The organism is Methylovorus menthalis (genome assembly GCF_020523625.1).
Lineage (GTDB): Bacteria > Pseudomonadota > Gammaproteobacteria > Burkholderiales > Methylophilaceae > Methylovorus > Methylovorus menthalis.
Map to the genome: position 1 here is coordinate 462,435 of NZ_JAJAQH010000001.1, position 15,056 is coordinate 477,490.

At 49.2% G+C, this 15,056-nt stretch carries 14 protein-coding genes; 3 read left to right on the forward strand and 11 right to left on the reverse strand.

The genetic code is table 11. The annotated features are described in order from the left end of the window. Positions 1-51 precede the first annotated feature (51 nt). The 11 genes from atpB to rpmH form a co-directional block, all read right to left on the reverse strand. Positions 52-855, reverse strand: a complete 804-nt coding sequence (gene atpB / locus LG204_RS02100; protein ID WP_230335727.1) for a F0F1 ATP synthase subunit A — start codon at positions 853-855, stop codon at positions 52-54. A 9-nt stretch (positions 856-864) separates the two neighbouring features. Continuing rightward, positions 865-1,236, reverse strand: a complete 372-nt coding sequence (locus tag LG204_RS02105) for an ATP synthase subunit I (RefSeq protein WP_230335728.1) — start codon at positions 1,234-1,236, stop codon at positions 865-867. Between the two features lie 100 nt (positions 1,237-1,336). Further along, positions 1,337-2,194: a ParB/RepB/Spo0J family partition protein gene (locus LG204_RS02110; RefSeq protein WP_230335729.1), complete on the reverse strand. Its 858-nt coding sequence runs from the start codon at positions 2,192-2,194 to the stop codon at positions 1,337-1,339. A gap of 9 nt (positions 2,195-2,203) precedes the next feature. Then, on the reverse strand, positions 2,204-2,986 hold the full coding sequence (locus tag LG204_RS02115; protein WP_230335730.1) for a ParA family protein: 783 nt from the start codon (positions 2,984-2,986) through the stop codon (positions 2,204-2,206). Positions 2,987-2,988: 2 nt separating this feature from the next. Continuing rightward, positions 2,989-3,648, reverse strand: a complete 660-nt coding sequence (rsmG, locus tag LG204_RS02120; RefSeq protein ID WP_230335731.1) for a 16S rRNA (guanine(527)-N(7))-methyltransferase RsmG — start codon at positions 3,646-3,648, stop codon at positions 2,989-2,991. Then, positions 3,645-5,540 (reverse strand): tRNA uridine-5-carboxymethylaminomethyl(34) synthesis enzyme MnmG, encoded by a 1,896-nt coding sequence (gene mnmG / locus LG204_RS02125; RefSeq protein WP_230335732.1) that lies wholly within the window; start codon positions 5,538-5,540, stop codon positions 3,645-3,647. Before mnmG ends, rsmG begins: the two co-directional genes overlap by 4 nt. Positions 5,541-5,689: 149 nt before the next feature. Beyond that, positions 5,690-7,030: a tRNA uridine-5-carboxymethylaminomethyl(34) synthesis GTPase MnmE gene (gene mnmE / locus LG204_RS02130; RefSeq protein WP_230335733.1), complete on the reverse strand. Its 1,341-nt coding sequence runs from the start codon at positions 7,028-7,030 to the stop codon at positions 5,690-5,692. Next, positions 7,017-8,666, reverse strand: a complete 1,650-nt coding sequence (gene yidC, locus LG204_RS02135; RefSeq protein WP_230335734.1) for a membrane protein insertase YidC — start codon at positions 8,664-8,666, stop codon at positions 7,017-7,019. Before yidC ends, mnmE begins: the two co-directional genes overlap by 14 nt. A 59-nt stretch (positions 8,667-8,725) precedes the next feature. After that, on the reverse strand, positions 8,726-8,944 hold the full coding sequence (gene yidD / locus LG204_RS02140; RefSeq protein WP_230335735.1) for a membrane protein insertion efficiency factor YidD: 219 nt from the start codon (positions 8,942-8,944) through the stop codon (positions 8,726-8,728). Beyond that, complete coding sequence (gene rnpA, locus LG204_RS02145; RefSeq protein ID WP_230335736.1) at positions 8,941-9,342, reverse strand: ribonuclease P protein component; 402 nt, start codon at positions 9,340-9,342, stop codon at positions 8,941-8,943. Before rnpA ends, yidD begins: the two co-directional genes overlap by 4 nt. A gap of 4 nt (positions 9,343-9,346) precedes the next feature. After that, on the reverse strand, positions 9,347-9,481 hold the full coding sequence (gene rpmH / locus LG204_RS02150) for a 50S ribosomal protein L34 (protein ID WP_045751845.1): 135 nt from the start codon (positions 9,479-9,481) through the stop codon (positions 9,347-9,349). Positions 9,482-9,760: 279 nt separating this feature from the next. Here rpmH and dnaA point away from each other — a divergent pair, with 279 nt between their 5' ends. The 3 genes from dnaA to gyrB all read left to right on the forward strand — a co-directional run bounded on the left by dnaA (position 9,761) and on the right by gyrB (position 15,001). Then, complete coding sequence (gene dnaA / locus LG204_RS02155; RefSeq protein WP_230335737.1) at positions 9,761-11,170, forward strand: chromosomal replication initiator protein DnaA; 1,410 nt, start codon at positions 9,761-9,763, stop codon at positions 11,168-11,170. Positions 11,171-11,421: 251 nt separating this feature from the next. Beyond that, positions 11,422-12,525, forward strand: a complete 1,104-nt coding sequence (gene dnaN / locus LG204_RS02160) for a DNA polymerase III subunit beta (RefSeq protein WP_230335738.1) — start codon at positions 11,422-11,424, stop codon at positions 12,523-12,525. Between the two features lie 76 nt (positions 12,526-12,601). After that, positions 12,602-15,001: a DNA topoisomerase (ATP-hydrolyzing) subunit B gene (gene gyrB, locus LG204_RS02165; RefSeq protein WP_230335739.1), complete on the forward strand. Its 2,400-nt coding sequence runs from the start codon at positions 12,602-12,604 to the stop codon at positions 14,999-15,001. Positions 15,002-15,056: the final 55 nt, after the last annotated feature.

Genomic DNA, 15,056 nt, shown 5'->3' on the forward strand with positions numbered 1-15,056 from the left:
TAATTTCCTTTCGGCTTTCGAGAGTTGTAGTTGATTAAAACGTTTAAAGACTTAGTGACTTTCATGCGCCATCGAAATGTAGACAACGGTCAGCATCATGAAGATAAATGCCTGCAGCACAACGATCAGAATGTGAAAGATCGCCCAGCCAGCGCCCAGCAATGCCCCAAAGAAGGTGCCTGCCAAGCCCGTTGCCGCCCACATACCCAGCAGCAAGAAAATGATTTCACCCGCGTACATGTTACCGAACAGACGCAGTGAGTGAGAAAGAGGTTTGGAAATGTATTCGATGAGGTTGAACGCCAGATTGGCTGGCCAGATCAAGGGGTTGGTACCAAATGGGGAACAAAACAGTTCGTGTATCCAGCCGCCCAGGCCTTTGACTTTGATACTGAAGAAAATCATCAGTATCCATACAGACAACGCAAGTGCAAATGTTGCATTGATGTCGGAAGTAGGAACGCTGCGCCAGTGATCAAGGCCGATAGAATGATAGAACAAGGCCATGATGTCGACCGGCAGGAAGTCCATGGCATTCATGAACAGCACCCATACAAAGACGGTCAAGGCCAGCGGAGCCAGAAAGGCATGACGGTTGCCGTGAAAAATGCTTTTGACCTGATCATCGACAAACTCAACAGCAAGCTCAACAAACGCCTGGCGCTTGCTAGGTACGCCAGAGGTAGCGCCACGCACTACCCACCAAAGAAAGCCAAATACGACCACACCAAGGATGGCTGACATGATCAAGGTATCGTAATGCAATACCCAGAAACTGCCGTCGCCTACCGACTTGGCATTGAATGACAGATGGTGACCGATATATTCTGATGGGGTAAGTTTTTCTGCAGCCATTGCGTCAACCTAAAGGTTATTCTTTTCGTTTAAAGTAAAAATTGCTGCTCCCGACATGATCGCCGCCGAGCCCAGACCAAAAATCAAGGCCAGCGGTATCAAATTCCGGTAGAGCGTGAATACAAGCAACAGTGCGATGGCAATCACCGCGATTTTGATGACTTCTGCCACCAACAAATTAGCCAATGCGGAACCTGCCGTATTTTTAGCAGCGCTGGATTGCAGTTTTTTTGCAGCCGCCAAACTACCCAGTATGGCGGAACCACCACCGGCTAACGCCGAAAGGGCACCATGCAAACCGATAAGCAAATAAGCCACCAGTGCAACCAGGGCAGTCGCTACCACCTGCCTTTTTATCATCTGACCGAGCACCGCATCCATACAACGTAACCCTGCATTAGCATCTTATGTGCCAGACCCGCTGCGCCTGACCATAAAAACCCAAGATTTTCTTGTTTAATCAGCTGCAAGTCAAGCTAAATTAAGACAGACCTGCTTTCAGACGTTTTAGAAAATCATCCAACTGATCCAGATTGGCGTAATGGATTTTCACAAATCCTGCGCCTTTTTTGCTCGCTTTGATTTCAACCTGTGCACCAAGCGATTGCGAAACTTCTTCTTGTAGTGCGAGCACATCACGATCTACCGTTTTTTCAAGCTTGGCTTTTGGCTCGCTTAGCATCTGTTTTACCAGGCGTTCAGCCTCTCGTACCGAAAGGCTTTTCTGGGCAATATGCTCTGCCACCGTGATTTGTTTGACTTCTGGCAATGTGAGGAGGGCGCGCGCGTGCCCCATATCCAGCTTACCTATCATGAGCATCTCCTGCACATTGCCATGCAGGTTTTGCAACCGTAACAGATTGGTAACGGCACTGCGCGAACGTCCAACCGCTTGCGCGGCAGCTTCATGCGTCATGCTGAACTCTTCAATCAGGCGCTTGATGCCGTTAGATTCTTCAAGGGGGTTCAGGTCTTCGCGCTGAATATTTTCGATCAGAGCCATTGCCAGTGCGGCTTCATCCGCAATTTCTCGCACCAGCACAGGCACTTCTTCCAGACCCGCCAGCTGGGCAGCGCGCCAACGACGCTCACCAGCAATAATTTCGTAATGCTCATCGCTCAACAAACGCACCACGATAGGCTGCATGATGCCCTGAGCCTTAATGGAGTCTGCCAAACTGGAGAGCGACTCCTGATCCATATGCGTCCGCGGCTGATATTTGCCGGGCTGTAATTGGCCGACTTTGAGAGACCGCAAGGTATCGGCATCGCGCACTGTTTCCATATCGCCTGACAATAACGCGTCCAGGCCGCGCCCCAGACCTTTGAGTTTCACCATGGGAATTCCTTAACTTACAGCCGGACTGGCAGTCGGCTTACGATTGATGATTTCACCTGCAAGAGCGAGGTAGGCTTTTGCCCCTTTCGAGGCTTTGTCATAAAACAGTACGGGGACACCATAACTCGGGGCCTCAGCCAACCTGACGTTACGCGGGATCACGGTTCTGTATACTTTGTCGCCAAAGTGCTTGGCGAGCTCGGCAGACACCTGCTGAGCCAACATATTGCGGTTATCGAACAAGGTGCGCAGCAAACCTTCGATTTCCAATGTTGGATTCAGGTAAGCGCGTACTTTTTTGATGGTGTTGACCAGGTCAGACAACCCTTCGAGCGCGTAGTACTCGCACTGCATGGGAATCATGACGGCATGCGCTGCTGTCAATGCGTTCACGGTGGTCAGACTCAAGGAAGGAGGGCAATCAATCAATACATAATCATATTCGCCATCCAGTAATGCCAGCGCATTTTTGAGACGGACTTCGCGGGCGATTTCGCTTACAAGCTCCACTTCGGCACCCGCCAGGTCGCGATTCGCTGGCGCCACATCAAAGCCACCTTTTTCCGAACGCTGTATTACCTCTTTCAAGGATTTCTGACCGATCAGTACGTGGTATACGGTACTTTTTAAAGCAGACTTATCAATGCCACTGCCCGTCGTCGCATTTCCTTGAGGGTCCAAGTCGACCAGCAGCACACGCCGCTTGGTGGCTGCCAAACTAGCCGCCAGATTGACGGAAGTCGTGGTTTTCCCTACGCCACCTTTTTGATTGGTTATCGCTAAAATCCGCATGGTTACGCCATTCTGCTTAGAGGGGTGAACATCAATTCGTGGGAAGGTAATGTGACCAGATGCCGTTGCGCATCCAGCCCCGGCACATGCAAGGCAACTACCTTGGCTTCTGGCATGCCTATCGCTTCCAACTCGCCCACAGGATTAACACCCTTCATTGCGAGCCAATTCCCATCTTTTGCGATTAAATGGCGCGTCAACTTGATAAAAAGGGTTATTTCCGAAAATGCACGTGAAATCACTACGTCGTACGCTTGCGAAGGCTGATGCTGCTCGACCCGACCAGCGACCACATCCAGATTGGCAATACCCAGCTCAGCCTTGGCCTGGCGCATGAAACTGGCCTTTTTCTGGACCGCATCAATGGTGGTCACCTGCAGATCCGGCATGCATAGCGCGAGTATGATGCCAGGCAATCCTGCACCACTCCCCACATCCAAGAGCCGCGCTGGCGAAAGAGCCTGAACATGAGGCAGTACGGATAGACTATCCAGCAAGTGCAGGGTAACCATCTCATCGGGATCTCGCACAGCGGTGAGGTTATGCACCTTGTTCCATTTTTGCAGAAGAACAAGGTAAGCCAGCAGTTGTTGTTGTGTTTCTTCTGAGACAACCCACCCAGCGTCTACAATGCCAGCGGCCAATTTTTCAGCCTGACTCATGCGGCGACGTCCGACTTTTTACTGCGGTTGCGGCGCTTGAGGTGCACCAGCAACAATGAAATGGCGGCTGGCGTAATTCCCGAAATGCGACCGGCCTGCCCAACTGTTTCTGGCTTTTGCGCATTCAGCTTTTGCTGGGCCTCAATCGAGAGCCCATGCACTTCGCGGTAATCCATATCTTCCGGCAGACGCGTATCTTCCTGACCGCGCTGACGTTCAATTTCATCTGCCTGACGGTCAATATATCCCTGATATTTCGCAGCTATTTCAATTTGCTGACGCACTTGCTCATCCTGCTCACCGCCACCTTCAGCCAGCGTAAGCAAAGCCTCGTAACTCACTTCCGGACGACGCAAAAGCTCAAACATCGAATACTCTCTATCGATTTGCTTACCCAGAACTTTTTCCATGACCTCAGCACTCACCTGACCCGGGTGCACATACGTCTTGCGTAAACGCTCTTGCTCACGGAGTATGGCTTCCTGCTTGCGGGAGAAGACTTCCCAGCGCTCATTATCTACCAGTCCTATTTTGCGACCTGCTTCAGTCAATCGCATATCAGCATTGTCTTCTCGCAACATCAATCGGTATTCCGCCCGGCTGGTAAACATGCGGTAGGGCTCACTAACCCCCCGTGTAATCAGATCATCAACCAGCACCCCCAAGTAAGCCTGATCACGCGCAGGACACCAACTCTCTTTCTCCTGCGCATATAAAGCAGCATTTGCTCCCGCCAACAGCCCTTGAGCGGCGGCTTCTTCATAGCCCGTTGTGCCATTAATCTGCCCAGCAAAGAACAAGCCTTGGACAGCCTTGGTTTCCAGCGAATTTTTTAAGCCACGCGGGTCGTAATAATCATATTCAATTGCATAGCCAGGCCGCAAAATGTGTGCATTTTCCAACCCCTTTATGGACCTAACCAATTGATATTGAATATCAAAGGGCAAACTTGTCGATATGCCGTTCGGATAGATCTCATTGGTGGTCAACCCCTCGGGCTCCAGAAAAATCTGATGAGATTCCTTATCGGCAAAACGATGGATTTTATCTTCAACAGAAGGACAGTATCGAGGGCCCACTCCCTCAATAACTCCCGTGTACATGGGCGAACGATCCAGACCACTACGTATGATGTCGTGTGTGCGTTCATTGGTACTTGTAATCCAGCAAGGCAGTTGGGCAGGATGTTGGCTTGCGTTTCCCAGAAAGGAAAATACGGGTACCGGATCATCTCCCGGCTGCTCAAGCATCACACTGTAATCAATGGTACGGCCGTCAATGCGGGGAGGGGTGCCGGTTTTCAAGCGACCAGCAGGCAAACCAATTTCGCGCAACCTTGCTGCAAGAGAGATTGCAGGAGGATCACCTGCCCGTCCCGCCTGATAGTTGGCCAAACCAACATGCACCAGGCCACCCAAAAAAGTCCCCGCAGTCAACACTACGGATTTAGATTCAAAGCGCAAGCCAAGCTGGGTGACCACACCTGCAGCCCGAGTTCCATCCAAAATGATATCGTCAACCGCCTGTTGAAACAGCCAAAGATTAGCTTGATTTTCCAGCCGGCGCCGAATGGCAGCCTTATATAGCACCCGATCAGCTTGTGCACGGGTAGCTCTAACTGCAGGGCCTTTGCTTGAATTGAGGATGCGAAATTGAATGCCGCCTTCATCTGTCGCGGCCGCCATGGCACCACCCAGCGCATCCACTTCCTTCACTAGATGGCCTTTACCAATACCACCAATGGAGGGATTACATGACATTTGCCCCAAGGTTTCGATATTGTGGGTCAGGAGCAGTGTTTTTTGCCCCATGCGTGCGCTCGCCAACGCGGCTTCGGTGCCGGCATGACCGCCACCAACCACAATAACATCAAATTTTTCAGGGAATTGCATGAGAATCCGAAAGTTGCAAATATGCCCGCAATGATACCGCATTCACACCAGCAATGTCAGGATGTTTCACGTGAAACACAAATGAATCATTTGTGAATGTGACATATCGCTATGATACTAAAGAATTTTTTTATTTCTTTAGAAAAAATCTACTTACCTATGCAGAATCGACTAAAAATCTCACCTAATAGATCATCTGGTGTGAATTCACCCGTAATTGAGCTCAAGGCTTGCTGAGCAAGACGCAACTCTTCAGCCAATAATTCTGGCTGCTCTAAATATGCAGCAGCGTTTGCTAAATGGACTTGCACTATCTCTAAAGCCTGCAAGTGACGAGTGCGTGCCATGAAAATGCTTTCACCCGCAGGTTGCCAACCTGCAATCTTCAACAAATGGGCTTTCAGAGCATCAAGCCCCAAGCCCAGCTTTGCCGAGATATACAGATGCTCCTGACCCTCGTGTTCTTGCTGGCGGGGCTGCTCAGATTGCAAATCAATTTTATTATGGACCCATATTTTGGGTAAATTCGCTGGCAATCGCTCCAGAATCGATTTTTCTGTCTCGGTAATACCATGAGCTGCATCCACCAATAATAATGCGGCATTCGCGTTTTCTAGAGCTCGCCATGTTCGCGCAATTCCTTGCTTTTCGACTTCGTCATCGGTTTCACGCAGTCCGGCAGTATCAATCAGGTGTAAGGGAACACCGTCAATCTGGACGACATTACGTATGGTGTCACGTGTCGTGCCTGCAACAGGAGTAACAATCGCAACCTCTTCCCCTGCCAACTGATTCATCAAACTGGATTTGCCGACATTCGGCTGACCGACGAGTACTACTTGTATACCTTCCCGCAGCAAATTCCCTTGGCGAGCCCCTTTGAAAACCAACGAAAGGGCATCGACAATGTTTTGCAATTTATCAGAAACGCGTCCTTGGCTTATAAAGTCGATGTCCTCCTCTGGAAAGTCCAGGCAGGCTTCTACATACATACGCAGATTAATAAGGGACTCGAGCAGATTGTGGATATACCGCGAAAATTCGCCAGACAGTGAGCGAACAGCACTTCGTGCCGCCTCGGCTGTGGCCGCATTGATCACATCAGCAACTGCTTCAGCTTGTGCCAGATCAAGCTTGTCATTCAGGAATGCGCGCCGGGTAAACTCGCCAGGCTCAGCCTGACGTGCGCCCAACTGCAAGCAACGAAGCAGTAGAAGTTGCATGAGCGCTGGGCCACCATGTGCCTGCAACTCAAGCACATCTTCTCCCGTGTAAGAATGAGGCCCTGCGTAAAAAATAGCGATGCCGCTATCGATTAGCTGGCCATCGGCTTCTTTAAATGGAAGATAGGCAGCATGCCGTGGGGGAGGGCAGTGGCCCAGCACCGCAGCAGCAATCTGTGCGGAAGCCGGGCCGGATATACGAACCACGCCTATACCCCCTGAACCAGGGGCGGTGGCAATGGCAGCTATCGTATCAACGACGGCCATTTCCTTTTTTCTTCAGCGCAGTGGCACGCTCGGTACTACGATTAATATGCCATTGTTGAGCAATCGACAATACGTTGTTTACCAGCCAGTACAAAACCAAACCTGCCGGGAAGAAGAAGAAGAACACGCTGAATACGATAGGCATGATCATCATGACCTTGGCTTGAACCGGATCGGTAGGCGTCGGGTTCAAGCGCGTCTGGATGATCATGGTTGCGCCCATCAGAATAGGCAGCACATAGTAAGGATCAATGGCGGAGAGGTCATGTATCCACAGCATGAATGGGGCGTGCCGCATTTCCACGCTGCCCAGCAGCACCCAGTAAAGCGAGATAAATACGGGAATCTGTACCAGGATAGGCAAGCAACCACCCATCGGGTTGATTTTCTCGGTTTTGTACAGCTCCATCATGGCAACTTGCATCTTTTGACGGTCATCACCGTATTGTTCTTTCAGGCGTTGCAAGCGTGGCGCAAGTTCACGCATGTGTGCCATGGAGCGATAGCTAGCCGCAGAGAGGGGATAGAACGCTAGTTTGATCATGACGGTAAGCAGGATGATGGCCACACCCCAGTTGTGTACCACGCCCTCAATCTTGGACAGAATCCAGAATAGCGGGGATGCAATGATCGTGAGCCAACCATAATCCACCGTATATTCAAGACCTGGCGCCACTTGCTTCATGACTTCCTGATTTTGCGGACCGGCATAATACTGCGCTTCAACCTCGGCGCTAGCTCCAGGAGCAATGACACCGATATCACTTTTGGTACCGATAGAATAGATATTGTCAGCCAGCTTCTTGCTGTAAAACTGACGTGTCACACCCTCCTTGGGAATCCAGGCACTAACGAAATAGTGCTGCAGCAACCCAACCCAGCCGTCACTGGTGGTCTTGGACAAGTCGTTCTTGCCCATATCCTTGAAGGAAAGCTTTTTGAATTTGTCAGCTTGAGTGAAGTAAGCACCACCGGTAAAGGTAGGCATCATGTGTGAGCCCTGATTGGACTCAGTGTCATGCACTACCTGGTAGTAAACGGTAGGATCAATTGGGCTGGCGCTTTCGTTATGAATTTCATAACGCAGGTTGATGACGTAACTGTCACGGTGGAAAGTGTAGATTTTGTCGACCTTGACACCATCGGTGTTGGTGGCCGTCAACCGTACCTCAAGAGTATCGCTGCCCGCTGCCAGCTGATAACTGGTAGCCCCCGCAGTGAATACCGTCTTGTGATTAGGCAAGTCCTGACCAATCAAGCCACTTTGCGCCACATAGACCATAGGTGCCGCACGGTCATCCAGCAGTACAAAGTTTTCCGTCGTGGAATTATCGGCACGGTGCTTCAACAACTCGAGACGACGCAAATCACCGCCTGTGGTGTCAATAACTGCTTTATAAACGTCCGTTTCAACTTGAATACGATCCGCCGTTTGCAGTCGGAAACCGGATTCTTTGGGCATATCAGCCACAGCTTTGGTACCGGGTAATTTTTCAGCATGCGGAACACTATTATCGCTAGCTGCTTCAGCTGTCACTGCCTCAGGGGTAGGCGTATGTTCACGCTGCCATGCATCCCATAACATCAGGATAGAGAAAGAGAAAATAACAAATAAAATCAGACGCTTGGTATCCATAACTCGCTTATCTTAATGTTGAAATGCATGATATTGAATGGCTTGATTACTTGCACACATCAGGGCACAGGATCATGCCCACCTGGATGCCAAGGATGGCATTTTCCGATACGACGAACACCATAGGCTAATCCAGCAAAAGCCCCGTGTTTATTAATGGCCTCTATCGCATATTGAGAACATGTCGGGCTGAACCGGCACTGTTGCCCAAAATAGGGACTTAACGCTAACTGATAAAGCCGAATCATTGCCACCAGGGCCTTGGCCAGTAGTCTCATGATACTGATTTCCGCTTTTCGAGCTGCTTTGTCAATTTGCGCAGTAATTCACCAAACTCCCCAGCAAGACTGGAATAATCGCTTGATCCATAGACGCGTTGAACTCGCACGACCAGATCCAAAGGATCAATATCGTGCCGATGCACTCGAAATAGCTCACGCAGGACACGCTTCATGTAATTTCTGTCCACAGCCCGTTTGGCTATTTTCTTTCCCACAATCAGGCCAAGCCTTGGCGTGCCCAGGGAATTATATTGGTAGTGTATGGCGAGATAATGACCGGAAATACGCTTGCGGAAATTAAAAACGGATGAAAAATCATCCGTTTTAATAATTCTAACTCGGCTAGGAAAACCAAACTTTGGCGTAGCCAAAACTGGATTAACCGATATCGTCACACACTTATACAGCTAGACGAGCACGGCCCTTGGCACGACGCGCTGCAATTACTGCACGGCCGCCACGGGTTTTCATGCGCACCAGGAAACCATGAGTGCGAGCGCGACGAACTTTCGAAGGCTGGTATGTACGTTTCATTGTGAATCTCCGACTTCTGTGCGTTTCTAAACAAAGGGCGTAATTTAACCTGATACAACAGTACCCTGTCAATGTTTATTTCAAGTTATTCCTTATCCACATCCGCTTATGGATTGCTTGTGGATAAGTTTAATTAAACCCGCTAGAATGAATCCCTTGCCGTCACCAGCACTCGCCGTCTCCAATCCGGCGCCAATGGCGGCTCTGGTGCTCGAAATCAATAATACAAGCATTCGGGCAAATTCCATATTTGCTATCAGTTGAGGAATCGGGCAACCGATGGAAAATTTTTGGTCTATCTGTCTGGGCCGCTTTGAGCAAGAACTGTCAGCTCAGCAATTCAATACCTGGATCAAGCCGTTACATTTTGAGACGCATAACCATACTTTACGGTTATTTGCGCCGAATCGTTTCGTCCAGCAATGGGTAAAAGACCGCTTTTTACCTCGCATCCAGAATCTCGCTGAAGAGTTGATCCAGCATCCCGTTGAAATCGAGCTTGGTCTGCAAGACCCTTCGATGAAAAAACAAATGGCAACGCCTGTCGTTAAGACAACCTTTGCCGAGCTCAAGGTAGAAGAGGCTGCACCCCCTTTTCTTCAGGAAACCCCTGCGAAAAAACCAGCTGCCAAACCTGTCGAAGCCAAGAAAAGCAAACCTCACGGCAATCCTAGCGGTCTAAACAGTTCATTCAATTTCGATAACTTTGTAACGGGTCGTGCCAATCAATTGGCACGCGCGGCGGCCCTGCAGGTAGCTGAAAATCCTGGAACTGCCTATAACCCGTTGTTTATTTATGGCGGTGTGGGGCTGGGGAAAACCCATTTGCTACAAGCGATCGGTAACCATCTGAAAATGAACCGCCCGGATGCAAAAATTCGTTATCTACATGCTGAGCGCTATGTATCTGATGTGGTTAAAGCCTATGAACTGAAAGCGTTTGATGAATTCAAACGCCAGTATCACTCATTGGATTTGCTTTTGATTGACGATATTCAATTCTTCGCCAAGAAAAGCCGGACCCAGGAAGAATTCTTTTATGCATTCAATTCCTTAATTGAAGCTAAAAAGCAGATCATCATTACTTGCGATACCTATCCAAAGGAAATCGTTGATGTGGATGAACGTTTGCGCACACGTTTCAGCTGGGGGCTGACTGTCGCGGTAGAACCTCCGGAGCTGGAAATGCGTGTTGCTATCCTGCTGAAAAAAGCGGAAGAGGCCAAGTTTGTGCTGCATGAAGACGTCGCCTTCTTTATTGCGAAGCAAGTAAGATCCAGCGTACGAGAGCTGGAAGGGGCATTAAACCGGATTGTGGCAATGGCCAACTTTACGGGTAACCCCATTGATGTCCATCTGGCGAAAGATGCGCTGAAAGATTTGATTGCGGTGCGTGGCCGCCAGATCACGATGGAGAATATCCAAAAAACAGTGGCTGACTATTACAAGATCAAGGTCGCCGAAATGTACAGCAAAAAGCGTTCGCGTAATTTTGCACGACCAAGACAAATTGCCATGGCACTCGCTCGCGAGCTGACTAACCACAGCTTTCCGGAAATAGGGGAGGCCTTTGGCAGCCGCCATCACACCACGGTGATGCATGCGTGTGAGGAAGTTGAGCAATTGCGGCAGAATGATCCAAATGTTGCGCGGGATATCGCTTTCCTCACCCAGGTCATCCGCGATTAAGAATATGCCCACTGAGGTTAACAGAGCTAAGCGTAAGCCGTGGATAAGTTGTGTACGTAAATGCAGGTTAGGCGCGATTTTAATAAAAGGGTAGAATAAGCAACATTTTATCCACAGCAGACTTGCTAGTTTTACGCAGACATAAAAGTTAAATAATAAGTTGATTTAATTATAAAAAATTGAGTTATCAACAGAAGTTCACACCATTATTGTTATTACTACAGAATTTATTATTTAGATTGTTATAAAACATGAACATCAAAATAAATCGCGATACCTTGTTAAAACCCCTGTCTTCTGTGACAAGCATTGTAGAAAGAAGGCATACATTGCCTATACTTTCCAACCTCTTGCTGGAAGCAAAGGATGAAAAGATCGTTCTAACGGCAACAGATCTTGAAATGCAAATATCGCTGGCATTACAAACCCCAGTAGGTGGAGAGCTTTCCACCACAATTTCAGCAAAGAAACTTCTCGATATCTGTCGCTCGTTACCAGAAAACGCTGAAATAACCATGGCAACGGCAGAAAGTCGTATCCAGGTAAAAACGGGCAAGAGCCGGTTTAATCTGCAAACCCTGCCAGCAGCTGATTATCCTGTCATGACGAAAGCCACAGGCACCACGTATACCGTAGTCACGATTGACCAGAAATCGCTGAAGCGTTTGTTCAAGCAAGTTGAATTTGCCATGGCACAGCAAGATATACGTTACTATCTGAATGGTTTGCTTTTTGAGGTAAACGGAAATCGACTCAATGTAGTAGGAACCGATGGCCATCGCTTGAGCTTTACTTCAACTGAATTAGCACAAAGCTACGAAAAACAAGAGCTTATACTGCCACGCAAGACAGTAATTGAATTAATCAAATTACTGGATGACAGCGAAGAAGATGTCACCATTGAAATTGCCAGTGGACAAGTAAATTTCTCATTTGGCGATATAAAGCTTATTTCAAAGGTAATTGATGGCAAATTTCCTGATTACACACGGGTAATTCCGGTAGGCCACAAAAACAGCTTTAATGTTGATCGCATGACGATTTTGCTGGCAATGCAACGCGCTTCGATTCTGTCGAATGAAAAATACCGCGGTATTCGCATGGTGCTTGGTAGCGATAGTTTGCGTTTAATCAGTACCAATAGCGAACAGGAAGAAGCAGAAGAAGAGCTGGAAATCGCTTATGGTGGTGATTCGCTGGATATCGGTTTTAATGTAACGTACATGATTGACGTACTGAACAACGTTAATTGCGATACCGTGACCTTCTCATTTGCGGATGCAAACAGCAGTTGTCTTGTCACTGTAGCTGACGACGAAACCTACAAATACGTTGTAATGCCAATGCGCATTTAAAATATAAGTTTAAAGACTTACGATTGATTTCATTAGATTTAAGTGTTTCACGTGAAACTTTGAAAAGATAAAAAGCATGACAGATTACGATTCATCCAGTATCAAGATTCTTGAAGGCCTAGACGCAGTGCGCAAGCGCCCCGGCATGTACATTGGTGACACTTCCGATGGTAGTGGCTTGCACCATATGGTATTCGAGGTCCTCGATAATGCGATTGACGAAGCCTTGGCAGGGCATTGTGATGACATCAAAGTTATCATCCATCCTGATAATTCAGTCAGCGTTTCTGATAATGGCCGAGGTATTCCGACCGACATCAAATACGATGACATCAAGGCGGTAAAGCGTTCTGCTGCTGAAATTGTGATGACCGAACTGCATGCAGGTGGCAAGTTCGATCAAAACTCTTACAAAGTGTCTGGTGGTTTGCACGGCGTGGGCGTTTCTGTTGTAAATGCCTTGTCTGACTGGCTCAAACTCAAAATTTATCGTAATGGCCAAGTGCATCAGATGGAATTCCGTCGTGGCGACGCCGTTGCTCCACTCGCGATCACCGGCACTACTGAACGCAAAGGCACTGAAGTTCACTTCTTGGCTTCTATTGAAACGTTTGGCCTTGTCGAGTTTCACTTTGAAATCCTGGCCAAGCGGATTCGCGAACTGTCTTTTCTGAATAATGGCGTGAAGATCGAGCTGATTGATCAACGCAATGGTAAGTCTGAAAACTTTGCACACTCTGGTGGTGTACGTGGTTTTGTGGAGTACATGAACCGCAGCAAAACCGTGCTCCACCCCAAGCCTTTCTATGCCGTTGGCGAGAAAGATGGCATGACAATTGAAGTTTCCATGCAGTGGAATGACTCATATGCTGAAACAGTGCAATGTTTTACCAATAACATTCCGCAACGCGATGGTGGTACCCACCTGACAGGCTTGCGGACGGCTATGACGCGCACGCTCAATAACTACATTGAGCAGAACGAGCTAGCGAAAAAAGCCAAAATTGAAACCACTGGCGATGACATGCGCGAAGGCCTTACTTGCGTACTGTCGGTTAAAGTCCCCGAGCCAAAGTTTTCTTCCCAAACCAAGGACAAGCTGGTATCTGGCGAAGTCCAGCCTGTCGTACAGGAAGTGGTTTCGGCCAAGCTGGCAGAGTTTCTGCTTGAAAACCCGATAGATGCCAAAGTCATCTGCGGCAAGATCATAGACGCCGCCCGCGCCCGCGATGCCGCCCGCAAAGCGCGTGAAATGACCCGCCGTAAAGGCGTCATGGATACCATGGGCTTGCCTGGCAAGCTGGCTGACTGCCAAGAACGCGATCCTAGCAAATGTGAACTGTACCTGGTCGAGGGTGACTCCGCCGGCGGCTCAGCCAAACAAGGCCGCGACCGCAAGTTTCAGGCTATTCTGCCGCTTAAGGGCAAGATTCTGAATGTGGAAAAAGCCCGCTTTGACAAGCTGTTGTCCTCGCAGGAAATTGCCACGCTGATTACGGCCATGGGCACAGGCATAGGCAAAGACGACTTCAGCGCTGACAAGCTGCGCTACCACCGCATCATCATCATGACCGATGCTGACGTTGACGGTGCCCACATCCGTACCCTGTTGCTTACGTTCTTCTATCGTCAGATGACGGAACTGGTGGAACGCGGCCACATCTACATCGCCCAGCCACCTCTCTATAAGGTCAAGCAGGGCAAGGACGAGCGTTACCTCAAGGATCAGCAAGAGCTGGATCAATACCTGCTGCAATCTTCCCTCAAGGGTGCCGAGCTTTTAACGCGTGAAGGTGGAGAAACGCTGGCAGGCGAGCAACTGGCCGAGATCGCCAAGCAAATGGTGCTTACCGAAGCCGTTATCCGTCGCCTGGTCTCGCTTTACGATGAAAGCGTGCTGCGTGCCTTGCAAAACGTAGAAGGTACGGTAGAGCTTGATACCGAAGAGCATGCCAACGCTGTGGCCGAGAAGCTGCGCCCATTGCTGGGCCACACCGGCTCAGAAGTCATCGTGGCACAAGACCTTGAAACCGGCACCTATCGCCTCGAAGTCAACAAATACGTACACGGCAATCTGCAATCCTGCGTGGTTGATACCGACTTCCTCGGTAGCGGCGATTACCGCCAGATCAGCAAGATGTCGGTCATGCTGCAAGGCCTGCTGGGAGAGGGCGCCACTATCAAGCGTGGCGAAAAATCACAGCCTATAGCTACTTTCAAGGCCGCGCTTGACTGGTTGCTGGAAGAAGCCAAGCACAACCTCAATATCCAGCGCTACAAAGGCCTGGGCGAGATGAACCCGGAACAGCTGTGGGAAACCACCATGGATCCTACCGTGCGCCGCCTGCTCAAAGTGCAGATCGACGATGCGATTGCCGCAGACGAGATTTTCACCACCTTGATGGGCGACCAGGTAGAACCACGTCGCGCCTTTATTGAAAGCAACGCGCTGGGTGTAAATAATCTTGATATTTAAGTAGTTAGAATTATTTTGATTGTAAAAAAGCGGCCATTTGGCCGCTTTTTTATTT

What these genes read in the sequence shown, in the direction of transcription:
- atpB (WP_230335727.1), bottom strand. Translation starts at nt 855, where the DNA reads ATGGCTGCAGAAAAACTTACCCCATCAGAATATATCGGTCACCATCTG.
- LG204_RS02105 (WP_230335728.1), bottom strand. Translation starts at nt 1,236, where the DNA reads ATGGATGCGGTGCTCGGTCAGATGATAAAAAGGCAGGTGGTAGCGACT.
- LG204_RS02110 (WP_230335729.1), bottom strand. Translation starts at nt 2,194, where the DNA reads ATGGTGAAACTCAAAGGTCTGGGGCGCGGCCTGGACGCGTTATTGTCA.
- LG204_RS02115 (WP_230335730.1), bottom strand. Translation starts at nt 2,986, where the DNA reads ATGCGGATTTTAGCGATAACCAATCAAAAAGGTGGCGTAGGGAAAACC.
- rsmG (WP_230335731.1), bottom strand. Translation starts at nt 3,648, where the DNA reads ATGAGTCAGGCTGAAAAATTGGCCGCTGGCATTGTAGACGCTGGGTGG.
- mnmG (WP_230335732.1), bottom strand. Translation starts at nt 5,540, where the DNA reads ATGCAATTCCCTGAAAAATTTGATGTTATTGTGGTTGGTGGCGGTCAT.
- mnmE (WP_230335733.1), bottom strand. Translation starts at nt 7,030, where the DNA reads ATGGCCGTCGTTGATACGATAGCTGCCATTGCCACCGCCCCTGGTTCA.
- yidC (WP_230335734.1), bottom strand. Translation starts at nt 8,666, where the DNA reads ATGGATACCAAGCGTCTGATTTTATTTGTTATTTTCTCTTTCTCTATC.
- yidD (WP_230335735.1), bottom strand. Translation starts at nt 8,944, where the DNA reads ATGAGACTACTGGCCAAGGCCCTGGTGGCAATGATTCGGCTTTATCAG.
- rpmH (WP_045751845.1), bottom strand. Translation starts at nt 9,481, where the DNA reads ATGAAACGTACATACCAGCCTTCGAAAGTTCGTCGCGCTCGCACTCAT.
- dnaA (WP_230335737.1), top strand. Translation starts at nt 9,761, where the DNA reads ATGGAAAATTTTTGGTCTATCTGTCTGGGCCGCTTTGAGCAAGAACTG.
- dnaN (WP_230335738.1), top strand. Translation starts at nt 11,422, where the DNA reads ATGAACATCAAAATAAATCGCGATACCTTGTTAAAACCCCTGTCTTCT.
- gyrB (WP_230335739.1), top strand. Translation starts at nt 12,602, where the DNA reads ATGACAGATTACGATTCATCCAGTATCAAGATTCTTGAAGGCCTAGAC.